We start from the raw sequence: 25,726 nt of genomic DNA, 5'->3' as shown, positions 1-25,726 counted from the left end.
GTTGAGGCCGCTTTCGCCCCAAAGCCGCCGGTGACCTATTTCCTAAAGGTTGCTTCCACATCTTTTGCGGTAAATCCCCAACGAAGTAAGGGAATTTTCTTATCAGTGAAACTGAGCATCAACCGATTCCCCACAGCCTTAACGAACGCCTCATTAATTTCGCCTTTTTCCGGCAATTGAAAACCGAGAACATCTCGCCATTCGCTACTATCGTCATCCCACACCGAGGCCCACGTATGTGACGGGTTCAAAAATCTGAGTTCGGCAGGGCCTTGCATATCAACCAACCTGGCTTCGGCTACGTTTAAGATAAATTCTTCGCTGTCATTTTTTATGACAACAAAACGGGTTTTTAAGGCTCGAATGGTTTCGAAAGTTGGCTGCATAAAAGCGTTTCAAAGGTATTAAATGTTTGCACCGTGGCCCCTAGAGGCCGCTACTTGCCGCTAGGCGTCCCTTTGAAGTTACAGATAAATTCCTTGGAGCTCGGCCAACTCTGTTGAAAGCGCAACATCATAGCGATTATCAAGCTTTGCTTGCCGCGCAAGTGATATGAATCCCCGCTCAGCGACTAATCTGCCTGCACATGGAATAGCCGTACAAAAGGAGTGCATGTCCTGGATATCGTTGACCTTTAGTGGTCCAGTCTTTACTTCAAGGCGAGCAGCCAACTCCGCCTCCACATTCAATGTAGGGACCTCACGAACAAACTTGACTATTGCTTCGCCGCCGAGTTTCTTCATCTCATCAACGGTATGTCCAACAACGTCGAGCATATGGGCGACAAAACCCTGATGATCAAGGAATAATTTCGCTGCATATGCCCGCCAACGGAGATCCATTGTCGAGCCTTCCATAATTGTGCGGCGCGCTTCAATCCGAGAGAGAAGCTGATCCGACTCTTTCGCGAAGGCGGAGTGTGCCGCACGCCGACGTCCATCATCTTGATTCATCATATAGTCGACGTATTGCTTTTGTGGGTCAACTTGCTGATTCATAAAGCGAGAGGTAGCGGCATCTTCCGGCGACGCCACAAGTGTATCGAACATTTCAAACGCCTGCATAAACCCCGGCACGACAGTCCAATTAGCGGGTGGTTGTTCGGGCTCATCCCCGAACGCTATATGCAAGGCATTTCGCATTTCAATTAGCAGACGCGCTTTTCGACTGCGGAATACGAAACCCTTGCTTAGTAAAGCTTGAATTTCGACAACATTTGCCCGGCTTTCCGGATCGTTCCGCTTGGATGTTTCTAAAATATGGGAAGCAGTCAAAGGAGCTATCAATTTCCCTGTGCGTACCGCAGCCAAAAGCTCTTGATACACTATTAGGTGCGGCCCTGAGGTTGTCTTACCCGCGTGCACCCGTGCGAGATCAATCCATTTATTCTGATCGAGGAAGAGCACATGCATTCATACAGCCTATTCGTTTCAATATTTTCGAATGACCGTTTTTGGCCGGGTTCAGCCGACGCCACACAGGGTAGCATCTTGCAGGGTTGGAAGGTTCACACTTTGTCGCATCGGGCTGCCGTCGCCCCATCTCGGACTGTCGCGATTTTCCGCAACGAACCTAGTCAACAAGATTTTCTGAGCAACTTAGACTTCACCAAGAAGAAATCGGGCACTTTGGCTAGAAGGAGTCGGCACTTGCCCAATTTTAGGAATATACCCGATAAACTTCGCAATCCCCTCTAAATCAGAAATTCGATTCAAGTATGGAAGCGCGTATTCGCGTATCGCTTGCTCAACATCGAATGCAACGCTGCGAACCTCATTTGATGACACCACATTCCACCAAAAGTCCTCTTGAATAGGCAATAAATGACCGATTCTTATCCCTGCATGACCACGTTGCTTTTGGGGCTCAGAAATCAAAGCCTCGCCATTCTGTGCTGCGACCGCTGGCAGGTACGAATAAAGGTTGATGGTAAAACGAGTCCGATCCGGCGCGTTAAATTGGCTAGCTTGAACAACTAGATGAAGAGTAGCCTCTGAGGTTTGCCGAAAGAAATGGCGACGTAATTTCTTATATCCGTGTTCGCGTAGGATTGGTGAAATGCCCAATGCAACAACTTCATCAATAAGTTGAGTAGAAATAGTTTTTTCAGGCATTCTGCTCTCACATTGTTCTTCGATGTCTGCTGCTGGCCGCTACACGTCATAGCTAAATGCCGTCACCTGCCAGCTGGGCTCTAATCGGAGGCGGAAGCCATAAGGGGCCGGGCGGGTAATATCGTAACGCCCAGCGAATAAATTGGCCGCCGCGAATTCGATGAATTTACCATCCTTACCGGCGACCACTCTCGCCCCCGGACTACCTAAGAGATTCAAGAATATCACTGGCTCGATGACTCCCTCACATCGGATAGCTAGCTCCACGTCACCGGCCATTGGCCAAATGGTGAGAGCTAAATTTAACGGACGACGTTCGACTGAATAGATATAGGAAATGCCATACTCCTCACCTACAGGCACGACACCTAGTGCATCAAGAAAATCTAACGGTTCCCAAGAAAATTCTGGCATTCAAATTCCGATAAACAGTTGAAAGTCCGTTGTTGGCCGATCACAGCCGTCGGCCTTTATGGGGCCGGCGTGCGGATCTGGCACCAGAGTGGATAATAGACTTAGGACTACCACACATTGCGACGGTCTTCAAATTTGAACACTGCATATGGCGGACACTTCCCATTCATCATAACTGGAACACGAATTTCGCCGCTATCACTACCGTCACATTCTGGTGGGCAGACAAACCAGCTAATATCGTAGTACCACCATCCACCCTCGTAGTCACTTGTTCTTCTCAAGGCGCAAGCGGCAAACTGTGGCTCACCAATTGGATATGCGCTCAGCATCTCGATTAAGGCTGCCTTCGATGTAGCGATGGCAGCCCGAGGGGGCAACGGAGGAAAATCTTCGGTCTCGGACCAGCGAGGACAGTCGGCGCCATCATCTTTATCGAAGGAAAACTTGAAGCCGATCTCCTCAAAATAATAAGAATAGAATTTAGTCATATTGAAAATTGATTGTATTAACTGGAACTTCCGCTATTGGCCGCTAACCGACGCTTCTACTAGATAAAGACTGCCAGCAAAAGATTAAAGCTAATACTAGAAACGCGACGGAAAATCCGAGAACCAAATAGTCCGGTAGCAGAGATGGATATACCTTGTCGAAAATAAAATAGCTTAACCCGAAGGCATATGCCAGGGAGGGTAGCCATTTCTTCTGCCAAGCGAAACTAACCATCGCTAAGGCGCAACCTGCGATCCCTAAAATAGTGACAAGGTGCATATCATCCCTCAATAAAACTTTGGACTGCTCTTGACCGAACTCGGCCTAGTAAGCATATCATCTTGCTTAGAAGGAAAATGCACTAAATATCACCGCTAGCCCAGTAGCAAGGCCGCTCGACGAGTATTGCCTTAGGCAGACTAGGGTTGCGACCTGACGCGGAGCGGCTGGCCCCGCAGGGCAGGTTCCCGTTGAGCGCCGCAGGCGCGAATAAGGGAAGTGAAGTTAGCAAACCGCAAGGTTAGCTAACTTCACATATCCTGCCCGCCGTTTCAACGCTATTTTTCCGCCTCTGAATACAACTGAAGTGAGATTTTCTGCGCTTCCAAACGCCACTAAGTGCGATTTCGGCGCTTCCGAACGCCACTGAACGCCACTCCGCGAAACCAAGCTCAACCAGGACGGCATTGCAATACAAATACTTTCAATTGTCTGCAAAGGCTAAGCACAGCGGACAATAGTGCGAGCTTTGAAAAGTACCCCTATTTCTGCAGCACATCGGCCGCGACTGAATCGATGTAGTCGGCCCAGTCCTGCATCATCCTGTGGCGCTCAGCAAGGAACTGCGCACGGTCGTAGGCGCTGGCAACCTTGTCCTTCGGAGCGTGAGCCAGCTGGCGGTCAACGACTTCGTGTCGATACCCTAGTCGCTCTTTGATTGTGCTCATCGCCAGCGCACGGAAACCGTGCCCGGTCATGCGCCCTTTGTAGCCCATACGCTCAAGCGCCACCAGAAGCGTGTTGTTGCTGATGGGCTTATGGTGGTCGCGCTGGTTCGGGAAAAGATACGTCCCGCTTCCTGTGATGGCGTGGAGTTCGCGTAGCAGATGGCACGCCTGTCGCGAAAGACAAACATGATGGTCGGTCATATCCGGGTTGACTGTCAGCTTCCCGCGCTTCATGCGTTGCCAGGGGATGATCCACTCGCCCTTCTCCAGATTGATCTCGCTCCACGGCGTCTCGATCAATTCGCTTGTCCGCACGAAGACAAGCAGCATCAGGCGTAATGCAATCCGCGTAGGCTGGAACATCCGGGCTTCGTTCCGTTCGAGGACGCCAAGGAATGCAGGGAGTTCGTCTGCATCGATGGCGGCGAAGTGCGAAGCGCGCCGGGTTTTCAGTACGTCTTTCATGTCGACGACCAGGTTGCGATCGGTCAGGCCGCACTGGATCGCGTAGCTAAAGATTTGCGCGCAGACGGCCTTCATGCGGTGGGCGATTTCGGCCGCACCGCGCTGTTCGATCTTGCGCAGGGCGGCAATGACATCGCGGTGCTTCAGTTCTGCAATCGGCAGCTTGCCGATCTGCGGAAAAATGTCAGCTTCAAGCCGTTGAATCATGTTCTTGGACGTGCGCTCACTCCAGGTCGGGACCTTGTTGGCGTACCATTCCCGTGCGATCTTTTCAAAGGTATTAGCGGCCTCTTCAGCTGCGCGGCGCTTGGTAGCGTCGCGTAGCTTGGCTGGGTCATCCCCTTGGAGGATGAGCCGCCGGGCCTCCAGGCGCTTTTCTCGCGCGTTCTGCAGCGTTATTTCGGGATAGGGGCCGAAGGTGAGCACGTTCTCGCTTCCGTTCGCCTGTCGAAATTTCATACGCCAGATACGGGAGCCTTTGGGAGTGACCTCCAGGTAAAGCCCGCCGCCATCAAACAGCCGGTAAGCCTTTTCGTGTGGCTTGGCCTTCCTGACTTGCATCTCGGTCAGCGGTGCGATGATTTTTGGCATGACCAATCTCCTTTGCACTAACGTTAAGTACGTTAGACCGCGCTAAGAGGGTATGGTTTTGGGATAAGGGTATGAGGCCTCCCTTTTTTTACCCTTAAAAGAGTTGGATGCAGCTGGACAGTGGAGGACGCCAGAAAACAAAAAAGCCGCTGTAGCAGGGGCTAAAGCGGCTTTTTCTGGATGATTTCGGACTTGCTCGGATCACCCAATTTGAATCCTTGGCGGAGAGAGGGGGATTCGAACCCCCGATAGGTTTGACCCTATACACGCTTTCCAGGCGTGCGACTTCAACCACTCATCCACCTCTCCTGCATTTCCCAAACCACGGGAAGCGCCGAATTATAGCAAAGATTCCAGCAAGTACCAACATTATTTGCCGGTACGTCACCCCGTCAGCATGGATTCCCGCCTACGCGGGAATGACGCTGTTACGAGGTTTCTTTCAGCTGCTCCAGAATCGCCGGATTCTCCAACGTCGACACATCCTGCGTGATCGTCTCGCCCTTGGCCAGCACGCGCAGCAGGCGACGCATGATCTTGCCCGAACGAGTCTTCGGCAGGTTGTCGCCGAAACGAATCTCCTTCGGCTTGGCGATCGGACCAATTTCCTTGGCGACCCAATTGCGCAACTCCAGCGCCAGCTTCTTGGCCTCATCGCCCGTCGGACGTGCCTGCTTCAGCACCACGAACGCGCAGATCGATTCGCCCGTCGTGTCATCCGGCTTGCCGACCACCGCCGCTTCCGCCACCAGCGGATTGGCCACCAGCGCCGATTCGATCTCCATCGTGCCCATGCGGTGACCCGACACGTTCAGCACGTCATCGATACGGCCGGTGATGGTGAAGTAGCCGGTGTCCTTGTTGCGGATCGCGCCATCGCCCGCCAGGTACATTTTGCCGCCCAGTTCTTCCGGGAAGTAGGACGTCTTGAAGCGCTCCGGATTATTCCAGATGGTGCGGATCATCGACGGCCACGGACGCTTGACCACCAGAATGCCGCCCTGCCCGTTCGGCACATCGACGCCTGCCTCGTCCACAATCGCGGCCATGATGCCCGGCAGCGGCAAGGTGCACGAACCCGGCACCATCGGCGTTGCCCCCGGCAACGGAGTGATCATGTGGCCGCCGGTTTCGGTCTGCCAGAAGGTGTCGACGATCGGGCATTTTTCTCCGCCGACCTGGGTGTAGTACCACATCCACGCTTCCGGATTGATCGGCTCGCCCACCGTGCCCAGCAGACGCAGCGACGACAGGTCGTAGTTTTTCGGATGTACTTTCGGGTCCACGTCCGAGGCTTTGATCAGCGAACGGATCGCGGTCGGCGCGGTGTAGAAGATGTTGACCTTGTGCTTGGCCACGGTTTCCCAGAAGCGGCCCGCGTTCGGGTAGGTCGGCACGCCTTCAAACACCACTTGCGTGGCGCCGACTGCGGTCGGGCCGTAGGCGATGTAGCTGTGGCCGGTCACCCAGCCGATGTCGGCGGTACACCAGTAGACGTCGGATGGCTTCAGGTCGAACGACCATTTCATCGTCAGCGCCGCCCACAGCAGGTAGCCGCCGCTGGAGTGCTGCACGCCTTTTGGCGTGCCGGTCGAGCCCGAGGTGTAGAGGATGAACAGCGGATGCTCGGCTTCCACCCACTCCGGCTCGCATTCCGCCGACTGGTTTTCGACCAGGTCGTGCAGCCACAGGTCGCGGCCTTCTTTGAAGGCGATGGCGCCGCCGGTACGTTTGTAGACGATCACGTCTTTGATGGTGTCGCAGCCGCCCAGTGCCAGCGCTTCGTCGACGATGGCTTTCAGCGGCAGGTGTTTGCCGCCGCGCAGTTGTTCGTCGGCGGTGATGACGGCCACGGCGCCGGCGTCGATGATGCGCTCTTGCAGCGATTTGGCCGAGAAGCCGCCAAACACCACCGAGTGCGTGGCGCCGATGCGCGCGCAGGCTTGCATCGCGGCCACGCCTTCCACCGACATCGACATGTAGATGATGACGCGGTCGCCCTTTTTGATGCCGCGCGACTTCAGGCCGTTGGCAAATTTGCAGACTTTTTCGTGCAGCTCTTTGTACGATACGTGCGTGGCCTGGCCGTCGTCCGCTTCAAAGATAATGGCGGTCTTGTCGGCGTTGCCGTTGGTCAGATTGCGGTCGAGGCAGTTGTACGAGACGTTCAGCTTGCCGTCTTCAAACCATTTGTAGAACGGCGCGTTGTCTTCGTTGAGGGTTTTGGTGAACGGCGTTTGCCAGTCCAGATGTTCTTTCGCCAGACGCGACCAGAAGCCTTCGTAGTCGGCTTCGGCTTCCGCGCACAGTGCGTTGTAGGCATCCATGCCGGACACGGCAGCCTGTGCTGCAAACGCCGCCGGTGGCGCGAAGACGCGGGATTCCTGTGGACCTTGTTGGGTGGTAGTGCTGCTCATGGTGTCTCCAAATGTTGTAATCGTTTGCTTAGCAACATAAACGGTATCGCTTACTGCGCCCTTACAGCCGTCGCCAACCCCGGCGGAGGATGGCATGCCGGACAATTTTACCAATAATTCAACGCAGCGATCGGATGCGGTCGCTCGGCAGCGCGTGTAAAATGTCGGCAGTCTTCATAGTCTGCACCATTTCCAGGAGTTTTGCCGTAATGACCGAGCCTAAACAAAAGCTGCGCCCCCTGCCCGCTTTTATTTTCATGACCCGCTGGCTGCAACTGCCGCTGTACCTCGGCCTGATTCTGGCGCAATGCGTTTACGTGTTCCACTTCTGGGTCGAGCTGAAAGACTTGATCGGCGCCGCGCTCGGCAACGACGCCGCGCTGCAGCACATCTTCCAGGCCGTTGCCGTGCCCAACGCGCCAGTGCCGGACAAGCTCAATGAAACCACCATCATGCTCGTCGTGCTGGGCCTGATCGATGTGGTGATGATTTCCAACCTGCTGGTGATGGTGATCATCGGCGGCTACGAGACCTTTATCTCCCGCATGAATCTGGATACGCATCCCGACCAGCCGGAGTGGCTGTCGCACGTCAACGCCTCGGTGCTGAAGACCAAGCTGGCGATGGCGATCATCGGCATTTCGTCGATCCATTTGCTGAAGACCTTCATCAACGCCGCCGCTTACGATCCGAAGGTGCTGATCTCACAAACCGTGATCCATATTGTGTTCCTCCTGTCGGCGCTGGCGATCGCCTACACCGACCGCATCACCACATCGACGCACAACGAATCGAAATCCCATTAACCCCGCGAGAACATCATGACCATCATAAAGCAAGAAGACCTGATCGAATCCGTTGCCGCCGCGCTGCAGTACATCAGCTACTACCATCCAGCCGATTACATCGAGCACCTGGCCCGCGCCTACGAGCACGAGCAAAGCCCGGCCGCCAAGGACGCCATCGCGCAGATCCTGACCAACTCGCGCATGTGCGCCGAGGGCAAGCGTCCGATCTGCCAGGACACCGGTATCGTCAACGTCTTCCTGAAGATCGGTATGGGTGTGCGCTTTGAAGGCTTCACCGGCACCGTCACCGACGCGGTCAACGAAGGCGTGCGCCGCGCCTACAACTTCGACGACAACAAGCTGCGCGCCTCGATCGTGGCCGACCCACACTTCGACCGCAAGAACACCAAGGACAACACGCCGGCCGTGGTCCACATGGAACTGGTCGAAGGCGACACCGTCGACGTCAAGGTCGCAGCCAAAGGCGGCGGCTCGGAAAACAAATCGAAGATGATCATGATGAATCCTTCCGATTCGCTGATCGACTGGGTACTGAAAACCGTGCCAACCATGGGCGCCGGCTGGTGCCCGCCAGGCATGCTGGGGATCGGCATCGGCGGCACGGCTGAAAAGGCCATGCTGATGGCCAAGGAAGTGCTGATGGAAGACATCGACATGTTCGAACTGAAACAGCGCGGCCCGCAGAACAAGCTGGAAGAGCTGCGTATCGAACTGTGCGACAAGATCAATGCGCTGGGCATCGGCGCGCAAGGTCTGGGCGGCCTGACCACCGTGCTGGACGTGAAGATCATGATGCATCCGACCCACGCGGCGTCCAAGCCAGTGGCGATGATCCCGAACTGCGCCGCCACCCGTCACGGCCACTTCGTGCTGGACGGTTCCGGTCCTGCCTACATGACGCCGCCACCGCTGTCGACCTGGCCTGACGTGTCGTGGGCGCCAGATACCGAGAAGTCGAAACGTGTCGACCTGAACACGCTGACCAAGGAAGAAGTCGCTTCGTGGACGCCGGGCCAGACCCTGCTGCTGAACGGCAAAATGCTGACCGGCCGCGACGCCGCGCACAAGCGCATTCAGGACATGCTGGCCAAGGGCGAAGAACTGCCGGTCGATTTCAAAAACCGCGTGATCTACTACGTCGGCCCGGTCGATCCGGTGCGTGATGAAGTGGTCGGCCCGGCCGGCCCAACCACCGCCACCCGCATGGACAAGTTCACCGACATGATGCTGGAGAAAACCGGCCTGATCGCGATGATCGGCAAGGCTGAGCGCGGCCCTGCTGCGATCGAGTCGATCAAGAAGCACAAGTCGGCGTACCTGATGGCGGTGGGCGGCTCGGCCTACCTGGTGTCGAAAGCCATCAAGCAATCGAAAGTGCTGGGCTTTGCCGACATGGGCATGGAAGCGATCTACGAGTTTGACGTGGTCGACATGCCGGTCACCGTGGCCGTCGATTCGCAAGGCACGTCGGTGCACAACACCGGCCCGGCGGAATGGAAGACCCGCATCGAGCAGCTCAACGTGCCTGTTGTGACTGCCTGATGCAAATCGCCCGCTCTCCCGGCTCCCCGATTGGGGTTTTTGATTCCGGCGTGGGCGGGCTGTCGGTGCTGCGCCACATCCGCGCGCAGCTGCCGCATGAAGATCTGATGTACTTCGCCGACTCCGGCCACGCGCCGTATGGCGACAAGACCGAGCAGTACGTGGTCGACCGTGCGCTGGCGGTGACGGATTTCCTGTTGGCGCATGGCGCCAAGGCGCTGGTGGTGGCCTGCAATACGGCCACCGTGGCCGCCATCAAGGCGGTGCGCGCCAAGTATCCCGAGTTGCCGGTGGTGGGCGTGGAGCCCGGCCTGAAGCCAGCCGCTGCCGCTACGCGCAATGGCAAGGTCGGCGTGCTGGCGACGGCGCGCACGCTGAAGGGCGACAAGTTCCTGCAACTGCGCGAGCAGATCAGTGCGGCCACACAGGCCGAGTTCCTGCTGCAGCCGGCCGTGGGCCTGGTCGACGAAATTGAAAAAGGCGATCTGGCCGCACCAGCCATCGCCGCCATGCTGGAACACTACGTCGCGCCGCTGCTGGACCAGGGCGCCGATACGCTGGTGCTCGGCTGCACCCACTACCCGTTTGTCCGCGCCGGCATCGAGCGTGTGCTGCGCGATCACGCGCGCGGCGATGTGGTGCTGATCGACACCGGTGACGCCGTGGCGCGCCAGCTGGGCCGCCTGCTGGCTGCGTCCGGCTTGCCGCATGGTGCGGATGGCGTCGCCACGCTGCGCGGCTACACCACCGGCGATGCGGCCGCTCTGGCGCAGGCATTTGCTCACTTGCTGGACCTGAAGCCGGCGGTGGAAAAGGTTGATGTTTAGGTCATCTTCAAGTTTCGAAAATTAAATTTGCAGGAATCGAAACTGGCTTGTATAATTCTGGCTCGTTGTTCAGCAGTACTTAGACAGCGAGTAGTAAAGACAGTGGTGGCTGTAGCTCAGTTGGTAGAGTCCAGGATTGTGATTCCTGTTGTCGTGGGTTCGAGCCCCATCAGCCACCCCAAAGAATTAAGTGAAAAGCCCAGTCTCCGGACTGGGCTTTTTGCGTTTCGGGCCCGCGCTTGATGCGCCTCTACGCCCTAATGCCGTTAAGTTAAGCTGGAATTTCACATCGTCATTCCCGCGCAAGCGGGAATCCATAGGACGTCTGCCGGGCAAACGCAGCATGGATTCCCGCTTGCGCGGGAACGACGTTGCTAACTTAACGGCATTACTGTACGCCCGCACTTAGAGTGGCAATGTCTTGCTGAATCGTCAGCACACCCTACGCTACCAAGGAAGAGCTAGCCGTCCTGAACGGCAAGGTGGATGTCCTTCTCAGCCTCCAGCATGACCATGCTGCCAAGGCCGAACTGGCCGATGCCGTCTACCAGCTCACCTGGCGCATGGCGGGCTTCGCCGTGGCTAGCATTGGCGCCATCGTGCGCTATCTTTAAGCTTTGCCGGCAATGCGCTGGGCATGAATTTGGGCGGCGATTTTATCCAGCGTATTCATCACGGTGCCGGGATTGAAGGGTTTGACGATGTAGCCCCTGGCGCCGTTACGCAGCGATTGCTCGACCGTGCTGCGGTCGGTGCTGGCGGTGACCATCAGCACGGCCGCAGCAGGCTGCTTTTCACTGATCCAGTTGAGCAGCTCCAGGCCATTACCATCCGGCATCACCACATCCAGGCAAATAATGTCGGCGCGCAGCGAAAGCAGCCGCAGCCGCGCGGCTTCAGCGGTGCCCGCATCCCCCACCACATCGTAGTGGTCGCCCTGGATAATCACGCGCAACAGGCTGCGCGTCATGCCGTCGTCGTCGATGATGAAAACGCTTAGTCGCTGGTGTGCGGGCATGCCGGCCTCCTGTCGCTATCATGTTGCAAACTATAGCCGAATGTCGTTACCAATGCGTAACGTTACAACATTTTGACCACGTCTATTGCCCGTTGGAACTAGGTTAACGCTACAATAGAATGAACTTTGCATCCCCATGCAAAACCGCCGTCAGCTCGACTTATCCCCCGAAAACGCATAAGTGTATGTCCCAAGAAAAACCTGTTATTGAAGTCAGCACCTATAGCAAAGACACGCCGATTGGCCGCCCGGACACCGACGGCCGCGCCGCAGTGTTTGTCCCGTCCGAAGCATTTGACGCCGGCAACAACGCCGCCATCCGCATGGGTGCCGGCATCGTCGGTTTCGGCAACCCCGATGGCACGCTGACCGTCTATTTCGAAGCCAACCGGTTCGACGAGACCAGCCTGCACAAGTGGGAAAACAAGGCACGCAAGGCCTACGACCGCATGGTCATGGGCGCCCCCACCGTCTCCAAGGCCAAGATCAGCGCCAGCATGCTGGAACAGATCGGCATCATCGACGGCATGGGCATCCACCTGAAACACCCGGAACGCCTGCAGCAATGGCTGAGCGTGTCCAACGCGCTCGACACCGCGCCCGCCGGTCCGGTCACGCTGTGGAAAACCAAATAAAGTTGTTGAAAAGCTAGAGACGGGCTTTTGTCCTACATTTTGTCGGACATTCGGCTGATGCCGGCGATATGGATTGTGGACTATTCTGAAGTCATTCCAGTTCCCTTCCTTCAGGAGCCCGTCATGATGGCACGCTATCTACACATTGCATTTGGTGCTTTGCTGCTTGTCGTGGCAGGCGCTTCGGCTTACGAGTTATGCTCGGAAAGCGTCTTGAACCAGGCATCGATCTACGTACTGCGTTAAGCACGGCCGTTTAACCCATTCCACACCGGTCAAAAAAAATCCCGCCGGGCGCCGTGAAGCGCCAGCGGGATTTTTGCATCCGCAACCTGATTAACGGCGATGGTAGCCACCCCAGCCGCGACCGCCCCAACCGCGGCCACCGCCACAGCACCAGCGGCCAAACGAGAAGTCGAGGCCGATGGATACCGGCGGGTAATAATAGGATGGCGCCGGAGCGTAATATACCGGTGCCGGCGCATAGTAGGTCGGCTGCGTTACATACACCGTGCTGGTGCTGTAGGCCGGTTCGGTGCTGTAGACCACGCGCGACTGCGGCTGGGCCGGCAGCTCCTCGGTCCACGTGCCCGACTGCGCCTGCGAACCCGAGGGCAGCACCGACACGGTATGCCATTGATACGGGTCCTGCACGCGGGCAGTGGTGTAATAAGCTGGACGCTGCGTAGCGCAGCCGGTCAGCGCCGCCAGCGCGGCAACGGCGATAACAAGTGTTTTCATGGCGGTTTTCTCCTTAATCCAGATCGTACTATATAAGGAACTCGCGTGGCACTCTTGCGCCATTACAGTTGCTTACAACAGTCATGACAGCCGAAAAAAAAAGGAACCGCAGTCGGTTCCTTTTTGCTCAACACGCGGCCGCCTTCAGCCAGATTAGTCCAGTTTCCAGGCGTAATCAACCTTGGTCCAGGTTTCGGCCGGTGCGCCGTCCTTGGTGCCTGGCTTGAATTTGCAGGCGCTCAGCGCCTTGATGGCGGCCTTGTCCAGATTCTTGAAACCGCTGCTTTTGTCGACCTTGGAATCAGCAACGCTACCGTCCGGCTTGACCAGGAAGGACATCGACACGGTACCCTGCTCTTCATTCATCAGGGAGGCTTTTGGATACTCAGCCTTGCAGTTCTTGGCATCGAACGATGCCGGAACTTCAGCGGCAAAAGCGGTGCCCGACATCAACACAGCTGCGATCACACTCAACCAACGCTTATTTGTAAACATCTGATTTCCCCAAAAGTGTAAGAATCCGGCGTGCAGGCTCTACCCATGCAGAGCCTGTTTGAGACTAATTACAGCTTCCAGCTGTAGTCGACCTTGGTCCAGGTCTGGGCTACAGCGCCATCCTTGGTGCCTGGTTTGAATTTGCAGGCGCTCAGTGCTTTCAGCGCGGCTTTGTCGAGGTTTTTGTAGCCGCTCGACTTTTCCACTTTGGAATCCATCACATTGCCGTCGGCGCCGACCAGGAAGGCCATCGAGACGTCGCCCTGCTCTTCGTTCAGCAGCGAGGCTTTTGGATATTCCGCTTTGCAGTTTTTGTCGGACAGCGAGGCTGGCACTTCAGCAGCAAACACAGCCGAGGTGGCGACGGACAGGATGACAGCGGCGAATACAGACTTGTTCATATTACGATTTCCCAACAATTTGTTATTAATGACTGGTTAAACGAACTCCACAGCGGGCCATCTGTCCACAACAGCGGACGGCAGACTGCGGCAAATATTTTTCAGAACTGCTTAGAACTCTTCCCACTCATCGCTGCCGGCGGTGCTGGCTGCTGCGGCGACTTTTTTCGGTTTGGCGGCCGGTGCAGGCGCTGGCTTGGCCGCCAGTTTCTTCACGGGCGCACGGGCGGCGGTGATGGGCTTGACCACGGCTGCCCTGGTGGCCATTGCAGGCGCTGCCACAGGCGCGCGCTCCTCGCCTTCCACCAGTTTGAAGACGCTGACCACGCGCGACAGCTCGCTGGCCTGATCTTGCAAACTTTGTGCTGCGGCGGCGGCTTCTTCCACCAGCGCGGCATTTTGTTGGGTCATGCTGTCCATCTCGATGATCGACTGGTTGACCTGGGCGATACCGGCGCTCTGCTCCTGGCTGGCGTTGGCGATTTCGCTCATGATGTCGGTCACGCGGCGCACCGACGACACCACCTCGTCCATCGTCACACCGGCCTGGCCGACCAGCTTGGTGCCGGCGCCGACCTTCTCGACCGAGTCATCGATCAGCATCTTGATTTCTTTTGCCGCACCGGCCGAACGTTGCGCCAGGTTACGCACTTCCGACGCCACCACGGCGAAGCCACGGCCTTGCTCACCGGCACGGGCGGCTTCCACGGCCGCGTTCAGCGCCAGGATGTTGGTCTGGAAAGCGATGCCATCGATCACGCCGATGATGTCGACAATCTTCTTGGCCGAGGCATCGATCGAGCTCATGGTATCGACCACTTGCGATACCACCTGGCCACCCTTGACCGCCACATCCGAAGCGGCCGAGGCCAGCTGGTTGGCTTCACGGGCGTTGTCGGCGTTCTGTTTCACGGTCGAGGTCAGCTCGTCCATGGCCGATGCGGTTTTTTCCAGCGACGATGCCTGCATTTCAGTACGCGACGACAGGTCAACGTTACCGGCGGCGATTTCACGCGAGGCGGTGCCGATGGTTTCGGTACCGGTACGCACCTGGCTGACGATGTCGCGCAGGCTGTTGCGCATTTCACGCATTTCCACGACCAGGCTGTTCTTGTCGGCGCCGGTGGTGTTGATCGAGATCGACAGGTCGCCAGCGGCGATGCTGCCGGCGATCGAGGCGGTGTAGTCCGGCTCGCCGCCCAGCTGCTTCAGCAGGCCGCGGGTGATGACCAGCGCAGCCACGACCGAGATCGCCACGGCCAGCAGGCCCATGATGATCATAAAGGTACGGGCGCTGGAGAAGCCATTGGCGGCATCCACCTGCATCTGTGCGTTCATCTTGTCTTCCAGCGCGCCCAGTTGCTCCAGGGACGCCATCCATTTTTTCTGGGCTGGACGAATTTCTTTCACCAGCACGCGGGTGGCTTCTTCAGGCTTGCTGGCCAGCCACAGTTCCGAGGCCTTGGCGATGGCCGGCATGGCGACCGCTTCCGCTTCCTTGACTGCGACCAGCAGGTTTTTCTCTTCCGGCAGCGATTCCTCCGCGAACTGCTTGCTCAGCTTGTTTTGGAACTCGGTATAAGTAACCGACAGTTCCTTGATGCGCTTCATGTCCTGTTCCATGTCGGCCGGATCGGCAATCATGGTCAGCACGCGCAGCGAGTTGATGCGCTCGGCGACGTTGTTGCGCATGTCCACCACCAGGCGGGAGACGACGTTGTTGACGCTGATGACGTGGTCCAGACGGTTCTGGATCTGCGACATGCGCAGGATGCCGACAGCAGTCACGGCCACCAGGAATACCAGCACCAGGGCGAATCCGAGGCCCAGGCGGGTACCGACTTTCATTTTTGCTAAATTCATTTCGTCTTCTTCTTAAGTGACACAGTTGATAGAAGTTGCCATGGATGACACAACGCTTGGGATGTCATCGGAACAAAACCCTTGCTGCTAAGTAATAAGCTGTGACAGTAGCAAACAATGACTGCGAATGCAAAAATTTGCAGCTCCACCAGCAGCCAGCGTGTCGTTTTTTGGAACCCCAATACATCACGAAAGTCGGTGGATATGTGTGTATATTCAGGAATTATAGATGCAAATTTTGCCTCAAAGCAAGCAATTACTGCCCGGAAAATACGCAAACGAACTTTCTGTGTGGAAATGCCACCACAGCCAATGAAAGTTTGTCAATATACGTAGTTCTACGCAGCAATACGCAGTCGGGCTGCGGCTTCGAGCAGGAGATTGGCGTCGCCGAGGGCGAGCTTTTTGGAGTCGGACAACGTCTGACGGAAGGCGCGGGCGCCCGGCAGGCCGGTCATGATGCCGAGCATGTGACGGGTGATGGAATTGAGCTTGAGGCCGAGCGGGCCGTACTGCGCCAGCTGGGCCTGGATGTAGGGAATCATGGCTTCCAGCACCTGGTCGCGGGTCAGCGGCGCACGGCTGTCGCCGTAGTAGCGCTGGTCGAAGTTGGCCATCACGAACGGGTTGTGATACGCCTCGCGGCCCAGCATCACGCCGTCCAGATGCTTCAGGTGCTCATCGATTTCGGCCTCGGTCTTGATGCCGCCGTTGATGATGATTTCGAAGTCAGGGAAGTCGCGCTTGAGCTGGTACGCATAGTCATACTTCAGCGGCGGGATTTCGCGGTTTTCCTTCGGCGACAGCCCTTTCAGGATCGCATTGCGGGCGTGGACGATGAAGGTGGTACACCCCGCATCCGCCACTTTACCGACGAAATCGCGGACGAAGTCATAACTTTGCACGTCATCGATGCCGATGCGGTGCTTGACGGTGACGTCGATCGACACCGCGTCGCGCATCGCCTTGACGCAGTCCGCCACCAGTTGCGGCTCGGCCATCAGGCAGGCGCCGAACGCGCCCTTCTGCACGCGCTCCGACGGGCAACCGCAGTTGAGGTTGATCTCGTCGTAGCCCCACTGCTCGCCCAGTTTGGCGCTGGTGGCCAGGTCGGTCGGGTCGCTGCCGCCCAGTTGCAGGGCCACCGGATGCTCTTCCTCGTTGAAGCGCAGGTGGCGTTCTACGTCGCCATACACCAGCGCGCCGGTGGTCACCATCTCGGTGTACAGCCAGGTGTGCTTGCTGATATGACGGTGGAATACGCGGCAGTGGCGGTCGGTCCAGTCCATCATCGGTGCAACGGACAGGCGGCGGCTTGGCACTACGGGTGCTTGGTCGGCGGTCGGCAAAGTGATGATGGTCATGGAGGCAACTGAAGTAAACAATCAGGGGGTCGTCATTATACAGCGAAAAGCCGGCCTGCCGCCGGGCCTGTCACGCCGCCGGGTAACGATATTCTTGCATATTCCACCATATTCACCTTTCCATTCTTGCATGAATACCCAAGAATACGTTCCATGTTCACCGTCGAAAGGTCTTGAGTATGAATTTTGGAGAAAAGCTGAAGCAGATCCGCACAGCGAGAAATCTGACGCAGCCGCAGTTTGCGGAAGCGATCGGCATTGAGCAGTCGTATCTGTCCAAACTGGAAAATGACAAGTCGCAGCCGTCGGCCGATATGTTCAGCAGCATCGTCAAGGCGCTGCAATTGGCGCCACAGGAGTTGCTGGCCGATATAGACCGGGCGATCCTGCAAAGCTCGTTGCGCCATATTCCGGAGGTCAGCCAGTTCCTCAACGGCGAAGTGCAGCGGCGTTTGCATGACGCCCGCAAATACATCTGGGGTGCGGCGGCGGCCTGCCTGCTCGGTTTTGCGATGATGCTCGCTGCCAACGATGGCATTTTCTTCGCCAATAATCTGTACAAATATAAGTCACAGGGCGTGATTCTGGACGGCGAATCGGACCAGATCTTCGAACAGTTCCCCAAAATCCAGGATCTCAAAATGGCCGCGCGCATTATCACCATGGAAGAGTCGATGCGTTCGCAGGCCGAGTTCCAGGCCAACCGCGGCAAGGTGCAGACCATCGAGGTCTGGGGCAATCGCGGCGGCGTGTTTTTCGAGCCCGCCGGCAACGGCAAACGCAAATTTGAACTGGTCGATGTGACTTATGTCCACTCGTCAAAAAACATCCTCCTGCAATACCTCGGCGCGCTGCTGATGTTTAGTGGACTGTTGCTGGCAGTGGTCGAGTGGCGCATGCGCAAAGCCGGTGGAGGTCGCCATGTCGCAGCTTAAGACCTTCCTGGCCGGCGCCGCCGCCATGGCCGGCGGCCTCATCGCGGTAGTCCTGCTGACCGGCGCGCGCGATCCCGGCAAGCTGGCCGCGTTTGACGAAATCACCGTCGGCCGCATCAACGTCGTCGAGCCGGACGGCACCAGGCGGCTGGTGATTTCCAACCGCGCGCAGTTCCCCGGCGATTTCATGCAGGGCAAGGAGGGCGAGCGGCCCGACCGCCGCGCCTTCGCCGGCATGCTGTTCATTAATGACGAAGGCACCGAGAACGGCGGCCTGATCCAGAAAGGCAGCATCAGCGCCGACGGCAAGGTCTCGTCCGGCCTGTCGCTGACCTTCGACCGCTTCCGCCAGGACCAGGCGCTGCAACTGTTGAATAACGACAGCGCCAACCACCGGCAGACCGGTGTCAGGATCAACGACGTGCCCTACTTCCAGAAAACCTCGATGGCCGACATCCAGCGTTTCGGCGAGGAGGCGCGCAAGCTGCCGGCCGATCAGCGCGACGCCTACTGGCAAAAGCTGAGCGACGAAGGACGCCTGAGCGTCAACCGCATCTGGCTGGGCAATACGCGCGACAAGGGCTCGGCGCTGCAACTGAAGGACGCCCAGGGCCGCGTGCGCATGATGCTGCTGGTAAGCGCAGACGGCGCGCCATTGATCCAGATGCTGGACGAACGCGGCAACGTCAGCAAAACCATTTCGCCCGGCTCGAAGGATTAGCCGGCAGGCGGGGAGCGGCGGAGTTGGCTATGCAGGTAAATGCCGACGCCCGCCGCCCCCATCCAGCCAAACAGCACGGCGATCAGCGCCAGCGCCAATGCCAGCAGCTGTCGATGGCTGTGCACGGCAATCAGGTAGACAAACACGGCGTTGAGCACCAGCATGAGCAAGGTCAGCCACCGCAATGCCATATCGGCGACCAGCGACAAATCAACGTGGGCCAACGCCAGCAGCAGCGGCATGAGCTGCATCAGCAAGGTCAGCCCCAGCACCACGCGCGATAGTTTCACCAGTTGTGCTGACGGCGCGTCTGCCATCGGCACCGGTGGCGGCGTGGCGTCCCGCCCCCGCCTGAAATACAGTGCGGCGGCGCCGAGAAATAACAGCGGCCATAGCAACACGGCCATGCCGGCAGCGGTCCACATGGCCCCGTAACCGCACCCGCCTTCGAAACTGGAGCCAAACCACCGACACGGCATCCACTCCAGCGCGAGGTAGGCGGCGATCACCGTCACCAGGCCGGACAGCAATAGCATCGCGACCAGCATGGCAATGGAACGGGCAGGCGTGCGGGCGGGCGCGTGGGGAGCAGTAGGCGGGGTCATGCATGAATGGTAACGCGTAGTTTTTTTCCAGTCCACGCGATACGCCGCTCCGTGACGGCCGCTATACTAGCTCCATGCACATCACCTTTGAATCCCCCAACCAGCCGGACGTGATCGCCCTGATCGCCGATCTCGATGCTTACCACCTGACGTTGTATCCGCCGGAATCCGTCTACGCGCTGGACCTGAATGCGCTGATGCAGCCGGAAGTAAAGTTCGCCGTGGCGCGCGGCGTGGACGGCGTGATCGCCGGCTGCGGCGCGGTGGTGCTGTCCCCTGCATACGGCGAGATCAAACGCATGTACGTGCAGCCGGCGGCGCGCGGCCAGGGGCTGGCGGGCCGGCTGATGGAAACGCTGGAACAGGCCGCGCGCGACGCCGGCTGTCCGCTGATGGTGCTGGAAACCGGGCCGTCGCAGCCGGCAGCGCTCGCTCTCTACGAGCGCCACGGCTTTGAGCGCTGCGGCCCGTACGGCGACTATCCGGACGATCCCTGCAGCGTCTTCATGCGCAAGCAGCTGCGCTAGGCTGCTGCCGGCCTAGCCCCCCTTCTTCTTGCCGTTCACCACCGCCAGCTTGGGCGCCGCCGGGCCGAAGATGTCGGCGATCCGCTCCAGCCGCGCGGCGGCGTCGCCGGTCAGCGTGCCGGTGGCGCCGGCGACCTGGCGCACGATGCTCAGCGCGGTCGCGCGCGCTTCGGGCTCCTCCGGCAACAACAGCGGCAAGTCCGCCAGCGCCGCCGCCTCGTTCAGCTGCAACATCACATACTGTTCCCGCAGGATGCGCTTGAGCACGGTTACGCTCATCTCCTTGTCGTCCGTGGTGCGCAGGCGCAGCTGGCGCATCGCCGCGAACGCGCGCTCGTCGGCCGCGCTCATTTCCGGGCTGCGGAAGATGTACAGCAAGCCGCGGATGATGGCCTCGGTCGTGCCGCCCTCTTTGGTCAGCAACGCCGCCGCCGCGCGGTGCGCGGTGACAGCGGCCTCGCGCGCGATGTCGCGGCCGATGCGGCGCGGCTTGCCGCCATCGGTGCTCAGCCCCACCAGCGACTGCAGCAACGGCGAACCATACACGCCGAGGAAGGTGCTTTCGGTGAGCTGGTCGCGCAGATCGCGGTAGCGGTCCAGCGACTCGACGATCTGCTTCGACCACGCCTCCTGCAGCTGCATGAACACATTGTCCTTGGCCACTGGCCGCCGTTCGGCGCGCACCTTCTCGGCCAGCGCCGGAATGTGGTTCAGCAGCGGGTTCTTGCTGGAGAACGCGGTGTAGCGCATGCGCAGCGGATGGGCCTCGCGCAGGTGTTCGGCGCTGGTCTCGGTGACCAGGCTTTTCACCACCGGACTCAGCAGGGTCTGGTACAGGCCCTTGTTGATTTCCGACACGCGGGCGACGGTGGCGAAGCGGCGCTCGTCGGCCACGTCGTTGCCGCCCAGCGCGCGCAGCGCATCCAGGTTGCGGCGTTCAAAACGCATCACGTAGTCACCGGCCGCCAGGTCGCCGGCGGCGATTTCCGCCTGCAGCATTTCCTCGTCTTTATCGAGGAACACCGCTTCGTACAGGCCGGGCGGCATGATGTCGATCATGTCCATCGCGGCGGTGAATTCTTCATGCTCCTTGTTGGCCACCGAGGCCGAGACGAAGATGCCCAGGTGACCGATGCTCTGGTGCATGGAATAGATGATGGTCTGGCCGCCGGCCACCAGCGCCGCGTCGTCCTCGTACAGGTCGAGCACCCAGCCCAGCGCCTGCTGCGGCGGCGTGATGTCGTCGCCCCACGAGCAGAACACCACGATCGGCGACTTCACGTTGCGCAGATCGATGCGGTGGCCGGCGCTGTCGAGCAGCGCGGCGTCGCTCAGGCGGTTGCCGACGAACAGCGAGTCGGCGATGTATTGCATCTCGCCGGCGTTCAGCAGCACCGGATTGCCCCACCATTTTTCAAAGTCGAGGAAGCGCTGCGCTTCGGTATCGATCTTCGAGTAGACGTTGTAGTTCTTGCTCCACAGTGTATTCGACGGATTCATCTTCTCGAAGTTTTCGACCAGTTGCGCGCCGTCGAAAATGCCGTTGCCCAGGTCGCCCGCCAGTGCCGTCATCCAGGTGCCGCCGAGAATGCCGCCGAGATAGCGCAGCGGATTCTTGCCGCGCACGCCGGCCCAGTACGACAGCGGCGCACCGGCCAGCACCAGCGGTCCGACCAGGTCGGGATTGAGCGCGCTGGTCATCATGATCTGCCAGCCGGCCTGGCAGTTGCCGATCAGCGCCGGCTTGCCGTCGGCGTGCGGATGCAGCTCGGCCACTTTGGCGATGAATTGCGCTTCGGCGCGGCACACGTCTTCAATCGTCTGGCCGGGCACCGGGTGCGGCGTGAAGCCGACGAAATAGCACGGGTGGCCGGCTTTCAGCACCACGCCGATTTCACTGTCGTGCTTCATGCCGCCGATGCCGGGACCATGGCCGGCGCGCGGATCGAACACGATAAACGGGCGCTTGGTGGGATCGGGCTGGACGCCGTCCGGCTGCTGGATGTGCAGCAGGCCGTAGTTGACTGGACGCTCGAGGTGACGGCCGTCCATCACCACGTCGAAGGCAAAAGTCAGCACGTGCGGCGCGGTCTGCTCGGCACGGTGGTTGCGTTCATCGCCGCGTTGGCGCAGCACGTCCATGAACAAGACCGAGCGCTGCGCAGCGTCGATCCAGTAATCGCTTGCCTGCTGGGCAAGGTTGAAGGGATTGCCTGGCCAATTCAGCCAGGGATTGCTCTTGTCTTCGCTCACCGGGATCCTCCATTGCGTTTATGCTGCCACGCACAAAAGTACCCCAGCGGAACGGAAAAGGCAAACAAAAACCGCAGCCGAGGCTGCGGTTTCCGGTGACGTGGCGCCCTGTTGCCGGCGCCATGACACAGGCTTAGAACTTGTGGTTGTATTCCACGGTGAACTTGGCATAACGTGGCGATTGGTAGCTCATCACTTCACCGTATTTGGCGGTGATCACGCTGCTATCGCCGTCGTCATAGGTTGGGTTGGTGCTGATCGGCACTTGCTTGTTCAACACGTTGAACACGTCCACTTTCACGGTGAAGCCTTTGAGGTAGGCCGGCGCGTAAGCCAGGTTCAGGTCCAGACGTTTTTCCCAAGGCATACGCCCCAGGCTGCCACGTGGGCTTGGCTTGTCGCCGCAGTAGTAGTACTCGGCGCCATAACCAGGACCGCCGTAGATCTGACCCAGCGGGTACGCCGGGTTGCTGCCGTTGTCGGACGCATCATTGGTGCCCAGGCACAGCTTGGGACGACCCGACTGCAGCAGCGCGAACGCACCTACCGTCACTTCAGGCGTGATCTGGTAGAAGCCGTACATCTTCAGCTGATGCTTGCGGTCGTTCGGCAGCAGGCCATCGGAACCTGGCGCAAACTCTGGGAAGTCCCAGCCTGCCGAGGTGCCGACGTCGGTCTGGCCGGTGTCGGAACGGGTCTGGCCTTCCATGTTGCCGGTGCTACGCGACAGCGTATAGTTGATGCGGCCATACCAGCCGTTGCGCATCGGGTGCTCGGCGAAGAAGTCCAGTGCGGCGTAGGTACGCTTGGCGTCTGGTTCGCCGATTTCCGCAGCGCTGAAGTGGGCAATCTGGCCTTTGCCGGTGACCACCGGATTACCGGCTGCATCGTTGCCGTCCACCCACAGGCTGACATCGCGGCCTGGATTGAAGATGAAGCAGTTGACGGCCCCGGTGTTCTGAATATCGATACCGTGTTCGGCTGCGAATTTCAGAATCGGACGGGTGTCGCAGCTGTCGTCGATACCGGCGCCCAGTTTGCGGTAGGTGCCTTTGATACCAAAGTTCAGGTCAGGGCTGAAGGCTTTTTCGAAGCCCAGCGTGATTTCGTCCTGATAGTTAGGCTTCAGATCTGCCGCCACCACCGACTGCACGTTCTTGGCCTGGCCGTATTCGCCGTCCGACGAGACCGGGGTGTTGACTGCCTTCAGGCCCAGCGGTACGCCGGTATTCGGATCGATGCCGGTGTAGGTGAACTCCTGGGTGGTGTAGGTCGAACGACTGGCGGCACGGGCAGCTACCTGGGTCGGCAGTTGCAGGTAGTAACGGCCAGCGCTACCGTAGATCTTCAGCGAGGCGTCGCCGTTGGCATCCCACGACGCCGAGAAGCGTGGCGCCACTTCGTGCTTCATATCGACGAACTTGGCGCCGTCACCGGTGGAGTTGCTATACGAATCGTTACGCAGACCCAGCGTCAGCAGCAGGTCCTTGCGTACTTGCCAGCGGTCTTCCACATACTGCGCCGATTGCTTCGCAGCAGCCGAGGTCAGCGAGTTGAAGATCGATTGCGACACGTAGTAGCCGGCGGTACCGGAGCCGCCGAAGTCGGCGACGTTGCCAGGACGGGCGCCCGACAGGTTGATGGTCTGGCCGACGTTGGCGGCGCCAACGTATTTATATGCCCACGACGAGCCGCCACTGCGGACCTGACCGGCAGCCGATGTATTCAGCTTGGCGGAATCGATACCGGCGCGCAGCGTGTGATTGTCCAGTTTGTATTCCAGATCGAAACGTGCCGCTTTGGTTTCATCTTCGCCAGGGCTGCTGATGTAGCCAGGGAAGATATTGTAGTTGCGGTACAGCGCTGGATCGATCGCGCCCCACTTGGCGGTGGTGCCGTAGGTAATGGTCGGCGGTACGCCACCGGTGCCGGCATTGGCGCCCAGTGCTTCGTAGCTGACGCCGTGTTTGCTCTTCAGTACGCCGTACAGGCCGGTGATCACCAGGTTGTCGGTCAGGTTGCCGGTGTACTTCAGCATGTTGACGGTAGCGCCTGGGGTGCCTGGGAATTCAGGATCGGTCGGGCCCAGGTTTTTGCCCACGGCCGACGAGTACAACTGGCCGTTCGGTACGCCATCGAGTTGCGCCGCAGCGTTAGGATTGTTCGGATTCAGCGTGTAGCCGTATTTCTGGTAGCGGGTCTGGCTGCTGTCGCCGGCACTGGTGAATTCCAGGCGGTGATCGTCATTGATGTTCCAGTCCAGCTTGCCCAACCAGCGGTTTTCCTGCGAACGGTTCCGGTTCCAGCCGCTCTGGTTGATGGTGGCCGGGTTGGTGACCGAGGTCGAACCGACATACGAATCCTTGCCGATGGTCTGGTCACCGGCAATGAACATGAACAGCTTGTCCTTGATGATCGGGCCGCCCAGGTAGGCGCCATACTGCTGGCTGCTGACCGAACGGTTGTCGCGGCGCAGGTCCAGCTTGCCGTCGGTGCCGACGTTGTTGACGTCGCCGGTCTTGGCGTAGTTGATGTTTTTATACGAAGCGCGCATGCTGGCTGGCTCGATGCTGTACATCGCGCCGCCTTCCCAGGTGTTGGTGCCGCTCTTCGAGGTCACGCTCAACACGCCACCGATCGAACGGCCATATTCGGCGCCGAAGCCGCCGGTCATCACCGACGCTTGCTGGATCGCACCGAATGGCAGTTCCATCGAACCCAGCTGGCTGAGTGGATTGGTGATCGGGAAGCCGTTAAGGTAGAACGAGTTTTCCGACACGCCCGAACCGCCAAACGACGAGGTATTGCCGAACGCGGAGTCACCCTTGGTGGTGTTCGGCGCCAGCAGCACGATGGCGTTCAACGTCTGGGCCACCGGCAGTTTCTCCAGTTCCTTGGCGGTGAAGATCGCGCCGTTGTTGGTGTTGGAGACGTCGATGCGGTTGCGGCGACCGGTCACTTGCACGGCCTGGACGGCCGCAGCGGTGAAGGACGCGTTAGCGCCCTGGCCGGCCAGGACATCCACTTCCGTGGTTTGCGCAACTTTGCCATCGCGCAGCAGCTCCACGCGGTAGTGGCCGGCTGGCAGCGCGGTGGCCTGGTAACGGCCGCTGGCGTCCAGGCTGATGGCGCGCTTCAGACCGGTTTCGGTATTGGTCAACGATACCGAGGCGCCGGCAGGCGCATCGATCGAACCGTAGATGTTACCGCTGGAGTTCGACTGCGCCATAACTGGCTGGACGACACCCGCAGCGACAATAACGCTACCAAACGCGATGGTTAAGGCGCGCGCGATCACAGTTTTTCTCAACATAGTTTTATCAATTCCCGATTAGTAGGCTGGCGGTGGTGAGTGGGTGTGTTTCCACCGTCCAGCTTTTTTAGTCATTCGACTTTTTGTAACCAAAAAGCGCTTTTTCTACCAACTTTTAGAGGGCGTTTCTTAACAATCTAAGAATGAGCCCGTGGAATGATCAGACCATGTTGCTCAAACTGATGTCAATTGCACAGGAATAATTTCATCATTAATACAACGTTGCAGTGTTGTTTT

Annotated in this window: 24 protein-coding genes and 2 tRNA genes; 9 read left to right on the top strand and 17 right to left on the bottom strand. The window is 58.7% G+C overall.

All coding sequences use genetic code 11. From position 1 onward, the window contains the following. Positions 1 to 35 precede the first annotated feature (35 nt). The 8 genes from GTP55_RS04565 to acs all read right to left on the bottom strand — a co-directional run bounded on the left by GTP55_RS04565 (position 36) and on the right by acs (position 7,440). Complete coding sequence (locus GTP55_RS04565; protein ID WP_161043776.1) at positions 36 to 386, bottom strand: hypothetical protein; 351 nt, start codon at positions 384 to 386, stop codon at positions 36 to 38. Positions 387 to 464: 78 nt separating this feature from the next. After that, positions 465 to 1,412 (bottom strand): hypothetical protein, encoded by a 948-nt coding sequence (locus GTP55_RS04560; RefSeq protein ID WP_161043775.1) that lies wholly within the window; start codon positions 1,410 to 1,412, stop codon positions 465 to 467. 186 nt (positions 1,413 to 1,598) lie between these two features. Then, positions 1,599 to 2,114 carry a DUF4304 domain-containing protein gene (locus tag GTP55_RS04555; protein ID WP_161043774.1) on the bottom strand — a complete coding sequence of 172 codons (516 nt, stop codon included), beginning with the start codon at positions 2,112 to 2,114 and terminating at the stop codon, positions 1,599 to 1,601. 39 nt (positions 2,115 to 2,153) lie between these two features. Next, entirely contained in the window at positions 2,154 to 2,528 is a 375-nt protein-coding gene (locus tag GTP55_RS29760; RefSeq protein WP_229257728.1) for a hypothetical protein, read from the bottom strand. Between the two features lie 107 nt (positions 2,529 to 2,635). Next, positions 2,636 to 3,019, bottom strand: a complete 384-nt coding sequence (locus GTP55_RS04545) for a hypothetical protein (protein ID WP_161043773.1) — start codon at positions 3,017 to 3,019, stop codon at positions 2,636 to 2,638. Between the two features lie 762 nt (positions 3,020 to 3,781). Continuing rightward, positions 3,782 to 5,023, bottom strand: coding sequence for a tyrosine-type recombinase/integrase (locus tag GTP55_RS04540; protein ID WP_161043772.1), 1,242 nt, complete (start codon positions 5,021 to 5,023; stop codon positions 3,782 to 3,784). 219 nt (positions 5,024 to 5,242) lie between these two features. Further along, a tRNA-Ser gene (locus GTP55_RS04535) sits at positions 5,243 to 5,332 on the bottom strand. 119 nt (positions 5,333 to 5,451) lie between these two features. Continuing rightward, entirely contained in the window at positions 5,452 to 7,440 is a 1,989-nt protein-coding gene (gene acs / locus GTP55_RS04530) for an acetate--CoA ligase (protein WP_161043771.1), read from the bottom strand. Positions 7,441 to 7,649: 209 nt separating this feature from the next. On the opposite strand from acs, the gene GTP55_RS04525 reads away from it, so the two are divergent. The 5 genes from GTP55_RS04525 to GTP55_RS30025 all read left to right on the top strand — a co-directional run bounded on the left by GTP55_RS04525 (position 7,650) and on the right by GTP55_RS30025 (position 11,232). Beyond that, positions 7,650 to 8,246 carry a TIGR00645 family protein gene (locus tag GTP55_RS04525; protein WP_161043770.1) on the top strand — a complete coding sequence of 199 codons (597 nt, stop codon included), beginning with the start codon at positions 7,650 to 7,652 and terminating at the stop codon, positions 8,244 to 8,246. 15 nt (positions 8,247 to 8,261) lie between these two features. Further along, positions 8,262 to 9,791 carry a fumarate hydratase gene (locus GTP55_RS04520; RefSeq protein ID WP_161043769.1) on the top strand — a complete coding sequence of 510 codons (1,530 nt, stop codon included), beginning with the start codon at positions 8,262 to 8,264 and terminating at the stop codon, positions 9,789 to 9,791. Beyond that, positions 9,791 to 10,618, top strand: a complete 828-nt coding sequence (gene murI / locus GTP55_RS04515; RefSeq protein ID WP_161043768.1) for a glutamate racemase — start codon at positions 9,791 to 9,793, stop codon at positions 10,616 to 10,618. Before GTP55_RS04520 ends, murI begins: the two co-directional genes overlap by 1 nt. Positions 10,619 to 10,723: 105 nt before the next feature. Further along, a tRNA-His gene (locus GTP55_RS04510) sits at positions 10,724 to 10,799 on the top strand. Between the two features lie 301 nt (positions 10,800 to 11,100). After that, positions 11,101 to 11,232 (top strand): hypothetical protein, encoded by a 132-nt coding sequence (locus tag GTP55_RS30025; protein ID WP_267876837.1) that lies wholly within the window; start codon positions 11,101 to 11,103, stop codon positions 11,230 to 11,232. Here the strand turns inward: GTP55_RS30025 and GTP55_RS04505 are convergent. Next, a complete protein-coding gene (locus GTP55_RS04505; protein ID WP_161043767.1) occupies positions 11,229 to 11,636 on the bottom strand; it encodes a response regulator in 408 nt (135 codons plus the stop codon). The genes GTP55_RS30025 and GTP55_RS04505 overlap by 4 nt on opposite strands. Positions 11,637 to 11,821: 185 nt before the next feature. Between GTP55_RS04505 and GTP55_RS04500 the strand changes: the two genes are divergently transcribed. Then, positions 11,822 to 12,271, top strand: coding sequence for a hypothetical protein (locus GTP55_RS04500; protein ID WP_161043766.1), 450 nt, complete (start codon positions 11,822 to 11,824; stop codon positions 12,269 to 12,271). Positions 12,272 to 12,607: 336 nt separating this feature from the next. On the opposite strand, the gene GTP55_RS04495 is transcribed toward GTP55_RS04500, so the two are convergent. The 5 genes from GTP55_RS04495 to dusA form a co-directional block, all read right to left on the bottom strand. Then, positions 12,608 to 13,012: a hypothetical protein gene (locus GTP55_RS04495; RefSeq protein ID WP_161043765.1), complete on the bottom strand. Its 405-nt coding sequence runs from the start codon at positions 13,010 to 13,012 to the stop codon at positions 12,608 to 12,610. Between the two features lie 153 nt (positions 13,013 to 13,165). After that, positions 13,166 to 13,507, bottom strand: coding sequence for an energy transducer TonB (locus GTP55_RS04490; protein ID WP_110847039.1), 342 nt, complete (start codon positions 13,505 to 13,507; stop codon positions 13,166 to 13,168). A gap of 68 nt (positions 13,508 to 13,575) precedes the next feature. Next, positions 13,576 to 13,908 (bottom strand): energy transducer TonB, encoded by a 333-nt coding sequence (locus tag GTP55_RS04485; RefSeq protein ID WP_161043764.1) that lies wholly within the window; start codon positions 13,906 to 13,908, stop codon positions 13,576 to 13,578. A gap of 111 nt (positions 13,909 to 14,019) precedes the next feature. After that, positions 14,020 to 15,771 (bottom strand): methyl-accepting chemotaxis protein, encoded by a 1,752-nt coding sequence (locus GTP55_RS04480; RefSeq protein ID WP_202423527.1) that lies wholly within the window; start codon positions 15,769 to 15,771, stop codon positions 14,020 to 14,022. Positions 15,772 to 16,109: 338 nt separating this feature from the next. Then, positions 16,110 to 17,135, bottom strand: coding sequence for a tRNA dihydrouridine(20/20a) synthase DusA (gene dusA / locus GTP55_RS04475; protein WP_161043763.1), 1,026 nt, complete (start codon positions 17,133 to 17,135; stop codon positions 16,110 to 16,112). Positions 17,136 to 17,314: 179 nt separating this feature from the next. Here dusA and GTP55_RS04470 point away from each other — a divergent pair, with 179 nt between their 5' ends. After that, positions 17,315 to 18,070, top strand: coding sequence for a helix-turn-helix domain-containing protein (locus GTP55_RS04470; protein WP_161043762.1), 756 nt, complete (start codon positions 17,315 to 17,317; stop codon positions 18,068 to 18,070). Continuing rightward, positions 18,057 to 18,791, top strand: coding sequence for a hypothetical protein (locus GTP55_RS04465; protein ID WP_161043761.1), 735 nt, complete (start codon positions 18,057 to 18,059; stop codon positions 18,789 to 18,791). The genes GTP55_RS04470 and GTP55_RS04465 overlap by 14 nt, the downstream gene beginning before the upstream one ends. On the opposite strand, the gene GTP55_RS04460 is transcribed toward GTP55_RS04465, so the two are convergent. Beyond that, positions 18,788 to 19,432, bottom strand: coding sequence for a hypothetical protein (locus GTP55_RS04460; RefSeq protein ID WP_229257727.1), 645 nt, complete (start codon positions 19,430 to 19,432; stop codon positions 18,788 to 18,790). The genes GTP55_RS04465 and GTP55_RS04460 overlap by 4 nt on opposite strands. 38 nt (positions 19,433 to 19,470) lie before the next feature. Between GTP55_RS04460 and GTP55_RS04455 the strand changes: the two genes are divergently transcribed. Then, positions 19,471 to 19,923, top strand: a complete 453-nt coding sequence (locus GTP55_RS04455; RefSeq protein ID WP_161043759.1) for a GNAT family N-acetyltransferase — start codon at positions 19,471 to 19,473, stop codon at positions 19,921 to 19,923. 12 nt (positions 19,924 to 19,935) lie between these two features. Here GTP55_RS04455 and GTP55_RS04450 read toward each other — a convergent pair whose 3' ends face one another. Both GTP55_RS04450 and GTP55_RS04445 read right to left on the bottom strand, forming a co-directional pair. Further along, the gene (locus GTP55_RS04450; protein WP_161043758.1) at positions 19,936 to 22,176 is read right to left on the bottom strand and encodes a DUF3141 domain-containing protein; all 2,241 of its coding nucleotides are present in this window, start codon (positions 22,174 to 22,176) and stop codon (positions 19,936 to 19,938) included. Positions 22,177 to 22,309: 133 nt separating this feature from the next. Then, positions 22,310 to 25,405, bottom strand: a complete 3,096-nt coding sequence (locus tag GTP55_RS04445; protein WP_161043757.1) for a TonB-dependent receptor — start codon at positions 25,403 to 25,405, stop codon at positions 22,310 to 22,312. Positions 25,406 to 25,726 lie beyond the last annotated feature (321 nt).

This window comes from Duganella margarita (assembly GCF_009857535.1).
Lineage (GTDB): Bacteria > Pseudomonadota > Gammaproteobacteria > Burkholderiales > Burkholderiaceae_D > Rugamonas > Rugamonas margarita.
Note: the sequence above shows the minus strand (reverse complement) of the source record. Positions and strands in the feature narration are given on the sequence as shown.

Bases quoted from the DNA above. Each gene is read 5' to 3' on its own strand.
- GTP55_RS04565 (WP_161043776.1), bottom strand. From the start codon at position 386: ATGCAGCCAACTTTCGAAACCATTCGAGCCTTAAAAACCCGTTTTGTT.
- GTP55_RS04560 (WP_161043775.1), bottom strand. From the start codon at position 1,412: ATGCATGTGCTCTTCCTCGATCAGAATAAATGGATTGATCTCGCACGG.
- GTP55_RS04555 (WP_161043774.1), bottom strand. From the start codon at position 2,114: ATGCCTGAAAAAACTATTTCTACTCAACTTATTGATGAAGTTGTTGCA.
- GTP55_RS29760 (WP_229257728.1), bottom strand. From the start codon at position 2,528: ATGCCAGAATTTTCTTGGGAACCGTTAGATTTTCTTGATGCACTAGGT.
- GTP55_RS04545 (WP_161043773.1), bottom strand. From the start codon at position 3,019: ATGACTAAATTCTATTCTTATTATTTTGAGGAGATCGGCTTCAAGTTT.
- GTP55_RS04540 (WP_161043772.1), bottom strand. From the start codon at position 5,023: ATGCCAAAAATCATCGCACCGCTGACCGAGATGCAAGTCAGGAAGGCC.
- acs (WP_161043771.1), bottom strand. From the start codon at position 7,440: ATGAGCAGCACTACCACCCAACAAGGTCCACAGGAATCCCGCGTCTTC.
- GTP55_RS04525 (WP_161043770.1), top strand. From the start codon at position 7,650: ATGACCGAGCCTAAACAAAAGCTGCGCCCCCTGCCCGCTTTTATTTTC.
- GTP55_RS04520 (WP_161043769.1), top strand. From the start codon at position 8,262: ATGACCATCATAAAGCAAGAAGACCTGATCGAATCCGTTGCCGCCGCG.
- murI (WP_161043768.1), top strand. From the start codon at position 9,791: ATGCAAATCGCCCGCTCTCCCGGCTCCCCGATTGGGGTTTTTGATTCC.
- GTP55_RS04505 (WP_161043767.1), bottom strand. From the start codon at position 11,636: ATGCCCGCACACCAGCGACTAAGCGTTTTCATCATCGACGACGACGGC.
- GTP55_RS04500 (WP_161043766.1), top strand. From the start codon at position 11,822: ATGTCCCAAGAAAAACCTGTTATTGAAGTCAGCACCTATAGCAAAGAC.
- GTP55_RS04495 (WP_161043765.1), bottom strand. From the start codon at position 13,012: ATGAAAACACTTGTTATCGCCGTTGCCGCGCTGGCGGCGCTGACCGGC.
- GTP55_RS04490 (WP_110847039.1), bottom strand. From the start codon at position 13,507: ATGTTTACAAATAAGCGTTGGTTGAGTGTGATCGCAGCTGTGTTGATG.
- GTP55_RS04485 (WP_161043764.1), bottom strand. From the start codon at position 13,908: ATGAACAAGTCTGTATTCGCCGCTGTCATCCTGTCCGTCGCCACCTCG.
- GTP55_RS04480 (WP_202423527.1), bottom strand. From the start codon at position 15,771: ATGAATTTAGCAAAAATGAAAGTCGGTACCCGCCTGGGCCTCGGATTC.
- dusA (WP_161043763.1), bottom strand. From the start codon at position 17,135: ATGACCATCATCACTTTGCCGACCGCCGACCAAGCACCCGTAGTGCCA.
- GTP55_RS04470 (WP_161043762.1), top strand. From the start codon at position 17,315: ATGAATTTTGGAGAAAAGCTGAAGCAGATCCGCACAGCGAGAAATCTG.
- GTP55_RS04465 (WP_161043761.1), top strand. From the start codon at position 18,057: ATGTCGCAGCTTAAGACCTTCCTGGCCGGCGCCGCCGCCATGGCCGGC.
- GTP55_RS04455 (WP_161043759.1), top strand. From the start codon at position 19,471: ATGCACATCACCTTTGAATCCCCCAACCAGCCGGACGTGATCGCCCTG.
- GTP55_RS04445 (WP_161043757.1), bottom strand. From the start codon at position 25,405: ATGGCGCAGTCGAACTCCAGCGGTAACATCTACGGTTCGATCGATGCG.